Below are 15,647 nucleotides of genomic sequence, written 5' to 3'. Positions count from 1 at the left end.
CGATGCTAACGGATTTGATATAATCGGGCGATCGCTATTTCACAAGTTCAGTCCTCGACGGATCAACACCAAGAAACCGGGTTTTTTACCGTTTCTGGGGCTGTAACAAACTATTTCGTCAAAAACCCGGTTTCTGAGCACCGACGAGTAAGTCCGAAGAATTGTTAAATTCCGCTTGACTCGCGGATTCGCCCATTGTAATCAACTCTGATTCGGCCATCTTGAGAAACCGTAACAACCGATTCTACAGTATAGACAGACGAACCAGGCTTGTTACCCTTAAAAGTAAAAGTCCAACTTCCATCGCCATTGTCAACAAACGGCGATTCCTTAGAAGTACCGTGCATAGAAGCTTCAGCGCGATAGTTACCTAAACCCCCATTCGCAGCTTCTGCAGCTTGACGGGCTAAGTTTTTGGCCCGATTGAGTTCGATATTGTTGTTAATCACTCTCACGCCGTCGGTCTGATATTCAGGAACAGGATTAGCATTACTCAAATTAGGGAAGACTCCAACGACTAAAGTTGAGAGCGCTACCACACAAGCAACCCGGATGTTTAGTTTCATCATACAAACTGATTTATAGTTTGATAAAGTCTACAACACTTGCCCGAAAAAACCCGGTTGAATTTTCAATTTTTAATTTTAACTTGTGAATCTGCTGGCGTTTCCCCACCGTTCAAATAGCGGTAACTCATCCGAGAAATATCCCGAATTAATGTTTGAGCTGGCTTCTCGGTTTCCGGCGGATGCTTCACCATCACCGCCACCAAATAACGCTTACCGTTCGGCAAATCCACCATCCCCGCATCCGCAAGCATAGTATTAATATTTCCCGTTTTGTGAGCAATAACTGAACCCTCGCCCAAACCTCTCGGCAGCAAAGAATCGTTTTTAGTTTGGCGCATGATTTGCAAAATGCGATCGCGCGATTTCACGGATACCAAATTTCCCCGATCGATCTGGGCTATGATATTAATCAAATCCTGCGGACTGGTAGTATTAGTACCCTCCAAATCCGGCAAATTATTGCGGATAACCGTCGCCCTCAAACCCCAATTGGCAAACTGCTGATTCAACACCTCAGCACCTCCCAACAACTCAATCATCATATTTGTCGCCGTATTGTCGCTGACAACAATCATCTTTTTGGCAACTTCCAAAGCCGAATACTTCTTACCCGGTGCGTCGTCTTGCATCTCCCCAGAACCGCCCACAATGTGTTCTGACTTCAGCGTCAGCATCTGATCTAACTGCACTTTGCCATCTTCTACTGCTTGGAAAAAAGCTACTAAAATTGGTACTTTAATCGTGCTAGCTGAAGCAAAAGCAGTATCGCCGTTAAAATTTAGGTAGCTTCCAGTATCTAAATCGACTAGAAATATTCCGGCTGTCAAAGTAGGATTTTCTGTTGCTAAAACCTGAACTTGCGTTTTCAAAGCCCCTAATTCTTGATTTAGTTGCAGCACTTCTGGGGCGGCCGCTGCAGATGCGCTATCGGCTGGGTTTTTCTGCCCTGCGGTGGTTTCTTCTTCTGCCGCTACACTCGATGCTCGACTCACACCATTCACCACAGACAGCAGGGTCCCGCAAATCACCGCAATCCCAACTCCCAAAATCAGCAAGCGAGTAGCGTACACCAACGGCGGCACAGTCCGAGGTGCAGAGCGTTTGCCGGGCCTCTGGCTCGCTTGGGGACGCGGTTTCGACACAAGGGGTTTTTTGGTGTTTGGGCGCGATCGCGTGTCTGGAAGGCGCGCAGGAGGCTCCTGGGGAGTTGCAGTCGAAAGCTCGCTGTTGGGATTGCTGGCGATCGAACTCACATTTTCCCGATTCGGATCCGGAAAATCGAACATATCGACAGCAGCGAGGCTTTTTTTGCCTGGTTGGCGACTCTTTGACGGGGGAATTTTGCTGATTCTGGGTTGTCTGGGGTTAATGGCAGATCTAGGATCGGATAAAAAGTCTTGTGTCGTCAATTCTTCCGAAGGTTCCGGAGAATTGGCTCTAATTCTGCTGCTGCGGCCCTGTTGCGGTGCCAAAGTCGGAGGTTGTGGCGATCGAATTTCTGAATTGCCGTTTTGCGGTTGGTCTCGGCGGCGGCGGCCCGAGTTGCCAGACTGAGTTGCTTTGCCAGACTTAGGCTGCTTTGAGCCGGAGTTGGGAGAGGATATCGAGGATATCACCGATAATATCGATCCTTTGGGAAACCGCTCTGCCACGTCTTACTCCTTCATCACTATTGTAAAGTTCAAGTTTATGATTTTTGTGCTTGCCAGCCAATCGATTTTAGATTTTAGATTTTAGATTTTAGATTGGCCCCAGACGCTGCATGGTACGAGCAACCGGGTTTATCGATTTTAGATTTTAGATTTTAGATTGGCCCCAGACGCTGCATGGTACGAGCAACCGGGTTTATCGATTTTAGATTTTAGATTTTAGATTTGCCCCAGACGCTGCATGGTACGAGCAACCGGGTTTATCGCTCACAAATTATCGCAAAGCTTAGGTTTTTAGTCAAGAAACCCGGTTATGAAAGTCACAAGTGGGTGCAGGACTTTTATCTGTGAAAAAAATCCTCAATCTCACATCCCCAGTTATCAGCATTTCTCCTAGCTATCCGTTGGATTTTCTGGCAACGCCCCATCCAGAGTATCAGAAACTGTCTCTCGCGGGTAAGTTTTCATTGCCCATTCTGTTTGGCGGAGGACGCCCCGCAGCATGGCGACTTCCTCAATTGTCGGATAGGCCCTGTTGTACAAACGCCGAAATTTTTCCATCCGACTGGCTGCTGTGTGCGGCTGCAAATATCCTATTTTGAGTAGCAGGGTTTCTAGTTGCTGGTAATATCCCTCTAAATTTTCCAAGGGTGCACTCGTGAGGGGAGGTGAGGGATTTTCTGTCTGGCTGGTTGCAAGTTGTTCTTGGTAATAAGTTGATAAATTATCTGTTGCATCGGGTATGGAAGAGGCAGAGCCTCTGGATATGCGTTCCCTGGCTGAGCCAGGGAACGAGGCATCTGGTTCTTCCGACGGACATCGGACTGCTTCCCGATACAGTTCGTAGCAGCAGATAGCGACTGCTTGGGCGAGATTTAGGGAAGTGTAGGCATCGCTGCTGGGAATGCGGATCAGGCGCTGAGCGCGGTTTAATTGGGCATTGGTCAAGCCGCAGTCTTCTGGGCCGAAAATTAGGGCGCTGGGGGCTTCTAGGAGCCAAGGCAAGGCGTCTGCGGGATCTTCTAGTTTTGTTGGCAACGATCGACCATCGTCTCCTGTAGTCGCGATCGCTCTGACACACCCAACCAAAGCAGCCGGCAAACTCTCGACTACTTTGGCAGTTTCCAATATGTCGGCGGCGCGAACTGCCATCAGTCGGGCTTCTTCCCCTAAATAATCGCAGTGGGGATTTACCAAAACTAATTGGTGCAAACCCATATTTTTCATGACGCGGGCCACAGAACCGACATTCAATGGGCCTGCGGGTTCTACTAAGACTATTCGGATGTTGGCGTCGGCCGTTGAGAGCATTTTTATTTGGGGAGGTGTTAGGCAGAAATTGGTTGTTTTGTTTGTTTTGATTAAAATTTAATCAGTAATATAATGTCCAAATTAGCATGGCTAAGCAGCGATCAAAATCTGATTTACCGACAAAAATGTGCCCGGTGTGCGATCGACCTTTTACTTGGCGCAAAAAATGGGCGGACTGCTGGGATGATGTCAAATACTGCTCCGAACGGTGTCGTCGCCGCCGTTTGGCGGCTCAAGATTAAGAATTTAGGGTAAGTTGCTCGATCGAAGCTAAGATTGCAAAGGAAAAATTTTAGTTTATCAGGTTATAAATTATGGCATCGCAACAAGTGCAACCAAAGCTAGTTATTCACGGCGGTGCCGGCACTTCTCTACACAGTAAAGGCGGAATTGAGGCGGTGCGGAAATCGCTTTACGATGTTTTGGAGGAAGTTTATCCGCTGCTGAAAAACGGTGCAAGTGCCGTAGATGCAGTGGTGCGGGGCTGCCAATTGCTGGAAGATGACCCGCGATTCAATGCCGGTACTGGTTCTGTGGTGCAGTCGGATGGTCAAATTCGGATGAGTGCTTCGCTGATGGACGGTTTGATGCAGCGTTTCAGCGGGGCGATTAATGTTTCTCGCGTTCAAAATCCGATCGAACTTGCTAAATTTTTGCAGACTTCCGACGATCGGGTCCTCTCTGATTTTGGTTCGGCGGAATTGCTGCGAGAACTTCACTTGCCGATTTACGATCCGATGACGGATTTGCGTTTGCACGAGTGGATGCAGGAACGCCAAGGCAATTTTAGCAAAGCAATGGCTGACGTGGTGGCCGAACCGGCCGGTATGGGTACGATCGGAGTCGTAGCTTTGGATGTTCATGGACGCTTGGCTGCTGGGACTTCTACTGGCGGCAAGGGTTTTGAGCGGATTGGCCGGGTTAGCGACTCGGCGATGCCGGCGGGAAATTACGCGGCTGGAAGTGCCGCGGTAAGCTGTACGGGGATTGGCGAGCACATTATGGACGAGTGTTTGGCCGCGCGAATTGTGATTCGGGTAACGGACGGTTTGAGTTTGAAAGCTGCTTTTGAGCGTTCTTTTACTGAAGCTGACGAACGTCAACGCGATTTTGGCGCAATTGGAATTGATGCTAGCGGTGCGATCGCTTTCGGCAAAACTAGCGAGGTGATTTTGGGTGCTTTTCACAACGGTATGCAAATGGGCGATACTTTGGAAATGAGCAAGGGAACGTTGATTTTTATTGCTTAAAAAGAAGCTCTAAATTGTCAGTCTGCGGTTCTGATACCTCACATCTTGCACCATTCTCAAGAACAGGCAAGATGCCTGTTCCACAAGAAAATTCACTCTTTGTGGAACAGGCATCTTGCCTGTTCATAAAAAGCTTATTGAGAATGGTGCAACATCTCAGGATACCCGACTTGTTCAAAAAGTCGGGTATCTCGATCGGCGTTAGTTTTATATCAAATCCGGTGGCATCAGAATTAATATTATATCAATTCCGGCAACAGTGCCGGAATGATATCAAATCCGCGCTTCATCCTCGGGCGTAAAGTCGAATCCCGAGGCCAACAAATAATTCGCGCAATTTTCATTTTTTTGACTCACAGTCAACACTCAACAGTCAATAGTCAACAAGCACGGACGGTGCAACCGGAATCAATATTCTTAAATCCGCAGTTGCCAAAGTTTAACAGTACCATTCTCCCCGCCACTGACGAGAGTTTCGCCCAAAAGCCCGATCGCCACTGCAGAAACCGGGCTAGAATGTGCATCTAAAGTGTGCAGCAATTCGCCGCGAAGATTCCAAAGTCTAACAGTACCGTCAAAACAGCCCACTGCAAAGTATTTCCCGTCGGGGCTAATTGCGGCGGCGGAAGTGATGCGAATTGCTGTTTGCAGGGAATGGAATAATTCCCCTGTTTGCAAATTCCACAGTGCGATCGTTTTGTTGCCGTGAGTGACGAGAATTTTGCTATCAGGAGTCATTGCCACATAATTTTCGCGGCCAAATGTTCCCCTCACTTCTCCCCCCGGCAGTTCCCACAAAGTGACTGTTGCCCGACAGCAACCGCTGGCTGCGTTGAGTCCGCTGGCTACTAGCATTTTGCCGTTGGGACTCAAGGCGATCGCACTTATGTCATCCCCTTGATAGCCTTCCAAAACTTGCAGCAGTTGGCCGCTGTTGAGGTGCTGAAGCTTGACAGTGCCATGGGTGGTGCCGATCGCCAAAATCTGCCAGTCGGGGCTTACGGCGACGGATTCGTGGCGGTGTACCTCTGCCAAACGCTTCAGCAGTTGGCCGTTTTGCAGGTTCCAGACTTTGACTGTACCCGCGCGCGATCGCGTCAGCAGCGTTTTGCTGGCGGGGCTGAAAGCAACTAGCAATACGGCTGTTGAATGTCCGAAAATCGTCTGCAGCAGTTCACCGCTGTGCAAACTCCAAATTTTCACTGTACAGTCCTCAGAGCCCGTTGCGAGGAATTGTCCGTCGGGACTGATAGCTGCAGATAAAATCCTGTCTGAATGGTGGAGAGTCGCTTTTAAGATGGCGCCGGTTGAGGTTTTTGGCTGCGTTTTATACCCGGCTATTTCCAGCCAGTCGATCGCGTCTCTCCAGTTGCTGAGGGCGTTTCTGGGCCGGTTTGTCAATAATTCTATGTATCGGTACAAAGTTTTTGACAAATCAACTTCTACACCTTTGATTTGTTTGTTGAGAAAAACCGCTATTTCCGCGGGGCTGTAACCGCAAAGCAAGCCACACAAGTGCCGCTTTTGGACGGGTGTCAGCCCTCTTCTGGTGTGGGGGGCGAATTGTTTTTTGGCCTTTGACAAGTCGGTGTAAAGCTTTTGGATGTCCCAGGCATTGCTGGCCCGTGCAAATGGTTCTTCTGGCGGATCGGGGGTAGAGGGTATCATTTGCGGCAGTCGCGATCGAGTTCCTAGTCTAATTCCTAACCAAAATCCTAACATTCGCTGTGCGCGATCGAACTGTTTTCACCGCTAATCTATTTTTAATACAGCAAACAGGGAAAAGAGTTTCAGGCTGAAAGTTCGCCTAACTCCTTACCTTTACAGTTTGCCAAACAACCATACATCAATTTGATGCAACTCTTGTGGGGTGAGCAGGAGAACCCGCCATCAAAATATAATTATGACTTTTATGAACTTAATTTAATGAATTTATGAATTGACCTTAAAAGAAATTTGTTGAAGAATTGTAGTTAAGAGCTTTTCTGTACCTTTACAGTTTGCCCAACAACCATACATCTACCGGAGAAATAGAAAATGTCTGGAATTGCGATCGGCTTATTTTTCCTCCTGGGTTTTGTTTTAAGTTTTGCTGGTTATATCTGGGGATTAGTTCTAGCTTTCCAACAGGAAACAGTTTGGGGATTGCTTTACTTTTTCATCCCCTGTGCCGGATTTGTTTTTCATGTAAAATTCTGGAGCAATCTCAAAATCAGAAAAGCATTTTTAATTCAATGTGCGGGCTTGCTAATGTTTCTATTAGGAGGCTTTACTACTTATGTATTTCACGCCAAAGATTTCAAGCCAAGCTCTCAGTCTGGGATTAATGGACAGCAGGGAGCTAACGAGGAATCGCCCTCTTCTTTTCCTTCCGATTTCAACACTTCTCCATCACCAATTCAAGAGCAATCTCCTACTGCCGATGCAACACCAGGTGCAGAGCCTAATTTTGGTACTGTTGGCGGTCAACAATATGACTTCAATAAATCGATACAGCTTGGGAAATTAGCCTACACGAAGGGAGACTATCAAACAGCTTTAATCAATTTTAACAGAGCTGTACAAGCAAATCCCGGCGATGCTGAGGCCCTCAAGGGGGTTGAGGATACCAAAAAGGCGATCGCCCAAGCAAAGACAAAATAATCGACACCTTAAACATTTACGGTCCTTTATCAGTCTAAGTCTGCCTGGGCAGACTTAAACGATTATCCTTGAACATTCACTTGAAATGGATTAAACATAAAATCATGAAACAGACATCAGACAAGCTCGAATTCCAAGAGATGTTCGCATTTTGGATACAGCTATTAGTTGGGGGGAGTTTTTTAGTAATCGGTTTGTTTGGGGGTTGGTCTTCAGGCAGTTTTTTCCTTTATTTATTTGCTGTCGTTGGTTTGCTTTCGGTGATATTTGTAGAGATTGAAACCACTACATTTGATAAAAATCTCGGCCATATGACTATCAAGCGGCATAAACCACTCCTTGCCAAAACGAAAGTTGTCAAACACCTGATTCAAGATATTTCAGGCGTGGAGATACAGCAGATAGAGAGTAGTGAGAGTATTTCGGGTAATGACATTACTCCGAGTAAGAGTATTAGTTATCGTGTCTGTCTTCTGCTGGAATCAGGTAAGCGACGTGTTCCTTTAACTTCTTCTTTCAGCACTGGTTTAGGAGACAAGCACAAAAAAGCTGAAGTCATTGCGACATTTTTGGATATCAGAAATTACGGTCTTGGCGGCTTTCCCAGCCAAGAAATTTCTAGCGAAGAACTTCAATGGAAGACAGTAGAAGAAGAGATTCTCCACTGGGAAACCGCAATCAAAAGTGACCCTACTGATGCTGATGCTCACATAAAATTGGCATTAGCTTTGATTAGTCAATACCCAACAAAAAATAAAGAACAAGCAATAGCCTACCTAAAACAGGCGGAGGCTATTTTCAAAAGTCAAGGCTATGACGAGGAAGCAATGCAGGCGGCCCAATTGCACGGCATGGCTTATTGGGGAATGCTTGGAAAGTAAGGTTCAGATTATCAGGATTTAGGCACTCCGACTCCTCGAAACCGGGTTTTTTACGCCCGTGTGCGGGCGGAAATAAAGTATTTTCGTCCCTCAAACCCGGTTTCTGGAATCCATCTAAGTCCTAATTATCTGAGATATTGCACCATTCTCAATTACTTATTTAGGAACAGGCTTTCCGGCCTGTTCCACAAGAAAACTCATTCTTTGTGGAACGGGCCGAAGAGCCCGTTCTTGACAATGGTGCAACATCTCAGAATTATCTGACATCTAAACTTTACAGCCAAGTTTGATGCAACTCTTGTGGGCTGGGCAGGAGAGCCCGCCATCAAAATATAATTATGACTTTTATGAACTTAATTAATGAATTTATGAATTGACATTAAAAGAAATTTGTTTAAGAATTGTAGTTAAAGATTTTTCTGTAGAAATCCCCTACTAAAGTTCTTAATCTAAATCCTGCCAAGGTTTGTTGAAATTATCAATCAATTACCCGGGAGCTGATACCTCAAATGAAAATTATTAAAAAAACCGAACATCTTCTCAAGCTTAACAATCTAGGAGAAATAATTTCTAGTGCGATATCGGTAACGGGATTTTTTTGTGGAATACCTTTGTTGATGATGCTTTTCATTCTCCCTTATACTGGAGTGAAAAGACTTTCCTGCAACAAAATCGAGCCAAGAATCGCAAATTGCGAACTCAGTATGGCAACTTTTATGGGATTAAAGAAAGACGAGTTAACCTCGATAGAGCAAGTTCAGGGAGCTAGATTTGAGACAAGCCAGACTACCGATAGTGATGGCACCCCAATGACTGTGAATAAGGTATTTTTGGTAACTAAGAAAAGGGAAACTTTGCTAGGAAATCTAAGTGCAAATGATGCAAATTCGTTCAATGAATATATAGAAACCTCGACCGGAGAATTGGCGCTCACACAAGATAATCGGTTATCATTTTTGGGGATAATGCTTTTTCCTAGCTTGTTTTTAGTTATTGGTTTTGTAGTAATGTCTCGTGTGTTGGGTGGTTTGATTTGTAAAACTTACATTTTTGACAAAGATGCAAGTATCCTAACTATTAAGAAAAGGGGGATAAGGGTGAATGAAGTTACCGAACGATCGCTCAGCGAAATTGCTCAAGTCAAATTTGAAAATACAGACCATATGGACGACTATACATCATACGAGGTACGTTTGCTAATGAATGGGGGAGATATCCTCTCTTTAGGCGGTAGCTCAAATCAGAAAGAGCAACAAAAAATCGCTGATTGGATTCGCAGCTATCTCGACGGGCGATCGAACTAAAAAAATGTTCTCGACAATAGTCTGTGCGTGATGATACAATTTACACAGCAGGTAAATTAGCAATTCCCCTTGTGTTATCAATAGGATAAACTTATGAAAAAGATCGAGGGTACACCATATGCTGAACTAAAGATTCAAACTTCTAACATCTGGGTAGACTTATTATCTAGCTTGCCTTTGATTGTTGTTGGATTATTTCTGGTTCTCATCTCAGCAAATACAACTCTAATTTGCCAGCGAATAGAAACCAAGCAAGGTAATTGCAAACTTACAGAATCAAAGTTATGGGCTTCACGCAGTCAAGAAATCTCTCTGGATGATTTACAGGGAGGCAAAGTTGTTCAAAAAAGGAAGGGTAGCAGCCAGGTTGTAGTGTTAACAAAAACAGGGGAAATACCGCTGGGAAATGCTACTCGTTGGGGAGACAAAAATCCTATTGCCAATCAGATAAATTCTTTTGTTAAACACACAGATATTAAATCGTTAAATGTAAGTCAAGACGATCGTTGGTTTGGATGGATATTTGGAGGAATATTTGTGCTGAGTGGGGTGTTAAAATATGTTTGGCAACGCGAAAAATTATATCTTTAGAAGTGAAATTATAACGGGTGGTAGGGTTATTGATCTACCCAATTGCGACTCAAGGCGATGGAAGTTACAAATATTGTTGATTTACCTCAATTAACAATCGTCCAAAATATCCTTTCTTAAAAATCCCTACGGATTCTAAATTGTGAAGAGTCTCTAAAGCTAGGCTTTCGTAATTGTTCAATTATCAAGAATTTATTAAGTCATGCTGGGGTGCTAAAAAACGGTATATAGCGGTTCTTAAGAAAGTGAGGTATGCCCTATGCCCTATGCCCTATGCCCTATGCACGTCGGAACATGTTACTGAGAAAGGCTATAGCTATCAAGATTTGTTGGTATCTAAGCGAGCGATCGCCCCAGTCAATTACCAGCGATAAATGAGGGAAAGCTATCTCAAAGCCAGCCGCACGTATACTCGCGAAATTTGTTGTCCGCGAGACATTCTCGTGCTAATATATTAGCAAAATAAAAAGGCTCAGGCCCTAGGACAAATTCAAATAATATATAAGTTAACAATTGGGCGGAGCGCAGCATAGATAGGGGCCCGTAATATCCTTTTTTGAATCTAAGGGTAAAATAAATGAAAATAATCGAGCAAACAGCGACTGAATTAAAAATTCAGACTCGGAGCGTATTTGATTTTTGGGTGCCTAGCTGTTTGTTAATTGTATTTGGACTGAAATGCGTTGCGTTTGATTACCATTTGGTAAGCCTCTCTTGTCACCGAGTGGAAGGAAGACAAGGGAATTGTCAGTTGGTGCGATCGAGCTTGCTGGGGTCGAAGATTCAAGAAATTCAGCTTGCTTCTTTGCAGGGAGCTAAAGTTGTCAGAGCGGGCTACACCAGCAAAGTGGTACTTCTGACTGATGCTGGCTATGTTCGTTTCGCTGGAAATTATACCCACTGGGGGGATAAAGATGCTATTGTTTTGGAAATCAATTCCTTTGTTAAAAATGCGGATCGCAGATTGCTGGAATTAAAGCGATACGACAGTTTGTTTCCCGGTCTAGCAGGCCTATTTGTGACAGCAGGGATAGCAGTAATAGCCTTCGGAAAAAAGGAAATTTATAGTTTTGATAGAACTTTAGATACTCTGACTGTTAAACAGCAGGGTTTGTTGCGAACTAAGCTAATTCAACACTCTCTGTGCGAGATTTATGGCGTGGAAGTCGCTCGAACAAAAGATCAGGATAAGGACAGTTGGTACGAAGTCAGACTGTTAGTTTGTGGAGGCTCTCGCATATCCCTGCCCAAAACTATGAACCGCTACGAGCCAGAAAAAATCGCTAAAGCGATTAACAACTATCTGCACCAGCAAAAATAACAAAAAATAGCCGAGTGCGAGAAACCCGATTTCTCCAGCTTGCCGACTGACGCAGAAACCGGGTTTTTCACCAACATCTCTCAGAGAGCGCCATCGCTCCCGTTATAAAAACCCGGTTTCTTTGGTATCGAGGACACAAGTCCCGATCGGGTGGAAACTCATCATCAAAAAAGTGAACGATTGTTCACTTTTTAGGTTCTTTTAACTTCCAACCTCGTTTGACAACTTGCCGGGAACGGGCAATTACCAAACAGTCATTTGGCACATCTTCCGTCACTACAGAACCCGCCGCTACAGTAACATCTTCCCCCAAAGTTATCGGTGCAACCAGCACGCTGTTGGAACCGATTTTAGTTCGATCGCCTATTTGAGTTTTGTGCTTGTTTTTTCCGTCATAATTCGCCGTAATTGTCCCAGCACCGATGTTGACTTTTTCTCCCAAAGTCGCGTCGCCTAAATAAGACAAGTGAGCGGCATTACTTCGATCGCCTATTTGAGTATTTTTCACTTCTACAAAATTGCCGACGCGACAGTTCGCCCCTATTTCTGCGTGTCCGCGCAAGTGTGCGTAAGGGCCAATTCGCGAATTTTGGGCTACCATACTGTCAGAAACCACCGAATAAAGCACAGTCACGTTTTCTGCAATTTGACTGTTTTCGATCAAACTGCCGGGGCCGATGCGACTCCCCGAGGCGATCGAAGTTTTTCCCCGCAAGTGAGTTTGCGGTTCAATTACCACATCCGGCTGCAACTCTACGGTATCGTCGATCGTGATGCTGTTGGGATCGAGCAGCGTCACTCCCGCCGTCATCCACTTGTCCTTTACCCGCGTTTGCAAAATATCGCAAGCTGTGGCTAAATGTTTGCGATCGTTAATTCCCAATATTTCTTGATAATCTTCGACATCCACCGCCATCACCGGAGCGAGGAAATTTACCGTATCGGTTAGGTAATATTCTTTTTGGTCATTATCTGCCTTCAATTCTGGCAAAATTTTCTCTAAATCCGGCCAGTGAAAGCAGTAAACACCTGCATTAATTCGGTGGCTTTGCTTTTGAGCTTGTGTGCAGTCGCGGTCTTCGACAATTTGCTGGACTAAGTTTTGACTGTCGGTAAATACTCGCCCGTATCCTTGAGGATTCGGCAAATTAGCTGTCAATAAAGTAGCAGAGTTTTGGTGCTGTTTGTGAATTGCCATCAATTGTTTGATAGTTTCTGCCCTCAGCAAAGGTACATCCCCATTTAATACCAGCAAATCTCCTGGAAATCCCTGTAAGTGAGGCAGCAACTGTTGGATGGCGTGGCCGGTTCCCAATTGTTCGGTTTGTTCGACAAATTCTAGGGGAGGAGATTGAGGATTGTCCGGTATTTCTTTACCACCCATCAAAGCTTCTTTCACGAGTTCGCCTCGATAACCGACGATGACAATGCGCCGGGAAATTTGAATTTCTTGACAACTTTGGAGGACTCGCTCAACTAGCGATCGACCGGCCAATTCGTGTAGAACTTTGGGCAAGTCAGATTTCATGCGCGTGCCGCGTCCAGCCGCTAAAATTGCTATTGCTACCATTGTGCGATCGAGTTTTTTGCTATAAAAACTTGAATATTGACTAACTGATGATATCACTCGCTGTCCGTCGATGGCACTGCGATCGCACAATTTTTTAATCTCAAATCTCGAATCCGCGCGATCGAGAATTTTTCCAGGCGGATGTCGGTTTTAGAGGCGATGCTTGCGATATCTGAACTGGCGCGCCCGGTATCAGAAACCCGGTGCAGCAGTAGTATTTGGCGGCTTAGCCAGAGGACTTGCATTCCTCACTACAAACCTGAGTTCGGCTTAAAGCCAAGCAATGCAAGTCCTTCCCCAAGGGATGCGAGGGGGAGCGAGAGTGAGAATTTGCATCTTTGAGCTGGGATTTGCCGCGATATATTATACTATTCATTGAATTTCAGTTAGGGTATTTTCAACTTAAAAAAACTATTTATGACTTTTTCATTCTTTCTGCATTATCAGGTGTCCAGCTATGACAGAGCTTAATTTTCAGGAACTTGCCAAGCAGGGAAATCCGCAGGGGCTCGCATCTTGGCTCAACAGCCAGTTGCAATCTGAAGGCATCACAGCCTCCGCCAATCTCGACGGCGACTGTTTGGATATAATTCTTGAGGCCGAGCAGGTACTGAGAGAAGATACGTTAGTTGATTTTGTCCGCACCGAGCTGACGAATTTGCAGCCGGATTCGATTCGCAAAGTGAAGGTCCAGGGCCGAGAAAGCGGTCAGATTGCTGCTGCTTGGAGTCAAGAGTTTAGTTTGGAGAACAGCAATTTTGAACCACAGAGCTTTGGGGCAGAATCTGCGCCAAATACTGCGGTTGCTAATATGGACGATCGTACAGAGATGGAGAGTAATATTGAGGAGGAGAAACCGCCGGAAATGGCTGCTTTTGAGAACCGACTGCGATCGACTTTTATTGTAGTTGGGCTGGTGACGGGTATGTTGGCGATCGCCGTGGTGGCGTTTGTGGGTAAGATTGTGAACCAGCCAGCAGCAACTGCGGGGAAGAATCTAGATGAAACAGCAAATTTAGCAACTGCACCGGATACTGCACCAGATACTTTTCGAGAAGCGGTTAACAGCGCAGTCAAAGCAGCAGAATTGGGGCGATCGGCAAAAACTAAGGAAGATTGGGCGACAGTTACCGATCGCTGGCAAGAAGCGGTATCATTAATGAGAAGAGTACCGCCGTCTAGCCCCAACCATCAACTAGCTCAGACAAAAGTGCTCGAGTATCAGAAATATCTGGTTTACGCTCAAGAATCAGCAGTAAATCCCCCTGGGCCAACTCCAACTCCCGCCACAGCCGAAAAAGCACCTTCGGATAAAGCAACTCCTAAAAAATCCAATTCGCAAAAAGAAACTTCGGAGAAAGCAACTGCTAAAAAATCCAATTCTGAAAAAAGAGCTTCGGATAAAGCAACTTCTAAGAAATCTCCTTCCGACAACGCAGAACCTGAGAAAAAAGCTCCTTCCCGATAGATGTTAAAACATAGATTTGAAGAAGTATGACTGACAACACTTTAATCGTTTCTCCTGAATGGTTAGCAACCCATACCGAAGATCCGGAAGTTGTAATTATTGACTGTCGGTTTTCCCTCGCTGACCCAGAATTGGGACACAAACAATATCAAGAAAGTCACATTCCCGGAGCTTTCTATTTAGATTTAAACCGGGATATCGCGAGTTCAGTTGGCAAACACGGGGGCAGACATCCGCTGCCAAATATTAAAGAATTAGCTCATAAATTGAGTGCGCTCGGCATTAATTCAGCAGAAACTTTAGTCATCGCCTATGACGATTCACGACTGGCTTTTGCGGCTCGTTTGTGGTGGCTGCTGCGATATATGGGACACAGCAAAGTCGCTTTGTTAGACGGCGGTTTCAGCGGCTGGAAAGCGGGCGGATATCCGGTAACAAATATTTTGCCAGAACCCCGCGAGGGTAACTTTGTTGCCCACTTGCAGCAGGATTTGGCGGTAGATATTGAGGCGGTGAAAGAGCGTAAAGACTTGCCGGGAACGGTTTTGGTTGATTCGCGAGAGAGCGAGAGATATGAAGGTTTGCGGGAGCCGATCGACCCGATTGCAGGCCACATTCCGGGTGCGGTTAACTATCCTTGGCAAGAGGTGACGGCTCAAACTGGAAAAGTGCGATCGACCTCGGAACAAAAACACCGGTGGGCGGAATTAGAAAAAGCCGAAGAAATCATCGTTTATTGCGGTTCCGGGGTGACGGCTTGCGTTAATTTACTGTCTTTAGAAATTGCTGGGATTCCCGATGCTAAACTTTATGTCGGTAGCTGGAGCGACTGGTGCTCTTATCAGTTATAGGGTGCAGTCCTTGAGATGATTGTTGACAGTTGACCGTTGACTGTTGACTGTTGACTAATGACTAATGATATCAAATCCGGTAGCATCGGAATTATTCATCTCTGTATTCTCTCCCTCTGCGTTCTCTGCGCCCTCTGCGGTTAAATCATTCCGATGCAACCGGAAACGATATGACTAATGACTAATGACTAATGACTAATGACTGTGAGTTGTAGGGTGCGTACCGATAATACCCTAAA

Annotated in this window: 16 protein-coding genes; 10 read left to right on the top strand and 6 right to left on the bottom strand. The window is 45.4% G+C overall.

Translation table 11 applies throughout. The features are described from left to right. Positions 1-164 precede the first annotated feature (164 nt). The 3 genes from ACUVJL_RS19470 to ACUVJL_RS19460 all read right to left on the bottom strand — a co-directional run bounded on the left by ACUVJL_RS19470 (position 165) and on the right by ACUVJL_RS19460 (position 3,529). Positions 165-569: a hypothetical protein gene (locus ACUVJL_RS19470; protein ID WP_445247343.1), complete on the bottom strand. Its 405-nt coding sequence runs from the start codon at positions 567-569 to the stop codon at positions 165-167. A gap of 62 nt (positions 570-631) precedes the next feature. Further along, entirely contained in the window at positions 632-2,221 is a 1,590-nt protein-coding gene (locus ACUVJL_RS19465; RefSeq protein ID WP_445247342.1) for a serine hydrolase, read from the bottom strand. 390 nt (positions 2,222-2,611) lie between these two features. Continuing rightward, positions 2,612-3,529 (bottom strand): RNA methyltransferase, encoded by a 918-nt coding sequence (locus tag ACUVJL_RS19460; RefSeq protein ID WP_445247341.1) that lies wholly within the window; start codon positions 3,527-3,529, stop codon positions 2,612-2,614. An 86-nt stretch (positions 3,530-3,615) separates the two neighbouring features. Between ACUVJL_RS19460 and ACUVJL_RS19455 the strand changes: the two genes are divergently transcribed. The 3 genes from ACUVJL_RS19455 to ACUVJL_RS19445 all read left to right on the top strand — a co-directional run bounded on the left by ACUVJL_RS19455 (position 3,616) and on the right by ACUVJL_RS19445 (position 5,081). Further along, positions 3,616-3,771: a DUF2256 domain-containing protein gene (locus ACUVJL_RS19455; protein ID WP_333300666.1), complete on the top strand. Its 156-nt coding sequence runs from the start codon at positions 3,616-3,618 to the stop codon at positions 3,769-3,771. Between the two features lie 72 nt (positions 3,772-3,843). Next, positions 3,844-4,779 carry an isoaspartyl peptidase/L-asparaginase gene (locus ACUVJL_RS19450; protein ID WP_445247340.1) on the top strand — a complete coding sequence of 312 codons (936 nt, stop codon included), beginning with the start codon at positions 3,844-3,846 and terminating at the stop codon, positions 4,777-4,779. Between the two features lie 71 nt (positions 4,780-4,850). Continuing rightward, complete coding sequence (locus ACUVJL_RS19445) at positions 4,851-5,081, top strand: hypothetical protein (RefSeq protein ID WP_445247339.1); 231 nt, start codon at positions 4,851-4,853, stop codon at positions 5,079-5,081. Positions 5,082-5,196: 115 nt separating this feature from the next. Here the strand turns inward: ACUVJL_RS19445 and ACUVJL_RS19440 are convergent, their stop codons facing one another. Further along, positions 5,197-6,501: a WD40 repeat domain-containing protein gene (locus ACUVJL_RS19440; protein ID WP_445247338.1), complete on the bottom strand. Its 1,305-nt coding sequence runs from the start codon at positions 6,499-6,501 to the stop codon at positions 5,197-5,199. Positions 6,502-6,816: 315 nt separating this feature from the next. Between ACUVJL_RS19440 and ACUVJL_RS19435 the strand changes: the two genes are divergently transcribed. From ACUVJL_RS19435 to ACUVJL_RS19415, 5 genes are all read left to right on the top strand, one after another. Continuing rightward, entirely contained in the window at positions 6,817-7,422 is a 606-nt protein-coding gene (locus ACUVJL_RS19435) for a hypothetical protein (RefSeq protein WP_445247337.1), read from the top strand. Between the two features lie 80 nt (positions 7,423-7,502). Further along, positions 7,503-8,303, top strand: coding sequence for a tetratricopeptide repeat protein (locus ACUVJL_RS19430; RefSeq protein WP_445247336.1), 801 nt, complete (start codon positions 7,503-7,505; stop codon positions 8,301-8,303). A 509-nt stretch (positions 8,304-8,812) separates the two neighbouring features. After that, positions 8,813-9,607, top strand: a complete 795-nt coding sequence (locus ACUVJL_RS19425; RefSeq protein WP_445247335.1) for a hypothetical protein — start codon at positions 8,813-8,815, stop codon at positions 9,605-9,607. A 93-nt stretch (positions 9,608-9,700) separates the two neighbouring features. Beyond that, the gene (locus ACUVJL_RS19420; RefSeq protein ID WP_445247334.1) at positions 9,701-10,198 is read left to right on the top strand and encodes a hypothetical protein; all 498 of its coding nucleotides are present in this window, start codon (positions 9,701-9,703) and stop codon (positions 10,196-10,198) included. Between the two features lie 577 nt (positions 10,199-10,775). Continuing rightward, complete coding sequence (locus ACUVJL_RS19415) at positions 10,776-11,519, top strand: hypothetical protein (RefSeq protein ID WP_445247333.1); 744 nt, start codon at positions 10,776-10,778, stop codon at positions 11,517-11,519. 184 nt (positions 11,520-11,703) lie between these two features. On the opposite strand, the gene glmU is transcribed toward ACUVJL_RS19415, so the two are convergent. Both glmU and ACUVJL_RS19405 read right to left on the bottom strand, forming a co-directional pair. After that, positions 11,704-13,089, bottom strand: coding sequence for a bifunctional UDP-N-acetylglucosamine diphosphorylase/glucosamine-1-phosphate N-acetyltransferase GlmU (gene glmU / locus ACUVJL_RS19410; RefSeq protein ID WP_445247344.1), 1,386 nt, complete (start codon positions 13,087-13,089; stop codon positions 11,704-11,706). A gap of 53 nt (positions 13,090-13,142) precedes the next feature. Further along, positions 13,143-13,334 carry a hypothetical protein gene (locus tag ACUVJL_RS19405; RefSeq protein WP_445247332.1) on the bottom strand — a complete coding sequence of 64 codons (192 nt, stop codon included), beginning with the start codon at positions 13,332-13,334 and terminating at the stop codon, positions 13,143-13,145. Between the two features lie 212 nt (positions 13,335-13,546). On the opposite strand from ACUVJL_RS19405, the gene ACUVJL_RS19400 reads away from it, so the two are divergent. Next, the gene (locus tag ACUVJL_RS19400; protein WP_445247331.1) at positions 13,547-14,557 is read left to right on the top strand and encodes a hypothetical protein; all 1,011 of its coding nucleotides are present in this window, start codon (positions 13,547-13,549) and stop codon (positions 14,555-14,557) included. A gap of 26 nt (positions 14,558-14,583) precedes the next feature. Next, positions 14,584-15,408 carry a sulfurtransferase gene (locus tag ACUVJL_RS19395; RefSeq protein ID WP_445247330.1) on the top strand — a complete coding sequence of 275 codons (825 nt, stop codon included), beginning with the start codon at positions 14,584-14,586 and terminating at the stop codon, positions 15,406-15,408. Positions 15,409-15,647 lie beyond the last annotated feature (239 nt).

Source organism: Microcoleus sp. OTE_8_concoct_300 (assembly GCF_031383065.1).
Taxonomy (GTDB): Bacteria; Cyanobacteriota; Cyanobacteriia; order Cyanobacteriales; family Microcoleaceae; genus Microcoleus.
This window is presented reverse-complemented; position numbering and strand designations above follow the sequence as displayed.

Coding starts and splice junctions, on each gene's coding strand:
- ACUVJL_RS19470 (WP_445247343.1), bottom strand. CDS start 569: ATGATGAAACTAAACATCCGGGTTGCTTGTGTGGTAGCGCTCTCAACT.
- ACUVJL_RS19460 (WP_445247341.1), bottom strand. CDS start 3,529: ATGCTCTCAACGGCCGACGCCAACATCCGAATAGTCTTAGTAGAACCC.
- ACUVJL_RS19455 (WP_333300666.1), top strand. CDS start 3,616: ATGGCTAAGCAGCGATCAAAATCTGATTTACCGACAAAAATGTGCCCG.
- ACUVJL_RS19450 (WP_445247340.1), top strand. CDS start 3,844: ATGGCATCGCAACAAGTGCAACCAAAGCTAGTTATTCACGGCGGTGCC.
- ACUVJL_RS19445 (WP_445247339.1), top strand. CDS start 4,851: ATGCCTGTTCCACAAGAAAATTCACTCTTTGTGGAACAGGCATCTTGC.
- ACUVJL_RS19440 (WP_445247338.1), bottom strand. CDS start 6,501: ATGTTAGGATTTTGGTTAGGAATTAGACTAGGAACTCGATCGCGACTG.
- ACUVJL_RS19435 (WP_445247337.1), top strand. CDS start 6,817: ATGTCTGGAATTGCGATCGGCTTATTTTTCCTCCTGGGTTTTGTTTTA.
- ACUVJL_RS19425 (WP_445247335.1), top strand. CDS start 8,813: ATGAAAATTATTAAAAAAACCGAACATCTTCTCAAGCTTAACAATCTA.
- ACUVJL_RS19420 (WP_445247334.1), top strand. CDS start 9,701: ATGAAAAAGATCGAGGGTACACCATATGCTGAACTAAAGATTCAAACT.
- ACUVJL_RS19415 (WP_445247333.1), top strand. CDS start 10,776: ATGAAAATAATCGAGCAAACAGCGACTGAATTAAAAATTCAGACTCGG.
- glmU (WP_445247344.1), bottom strand. CDS start 13,089: ATGGTAGCAATAGCAATTTTAGCGGCTGGACGCGGCACGCGCATGAAA.
- ACUVJL_RS19405 (WP_445247332.1), bottom strand. CDS start 13,334: ATGCAAGTCCTCTGGCTAAGCCGCCAAATACTACTGCTGCACCGGGTT.
- ACUVJL_RS19400 (WP_445247331.1), top strand. CDS start 13,547: ATGACAGAGCTTAATTTTCAGGAACTTGCCAAGCAGGGAAATCCGCAG.
- ACUVJL_RS19395 (WP_445247330.1), top strand. CDS start 14,584: ATGACTGACAACACTTTAATCGTTTCTCCTGAATGGTTAGCAACCCAT.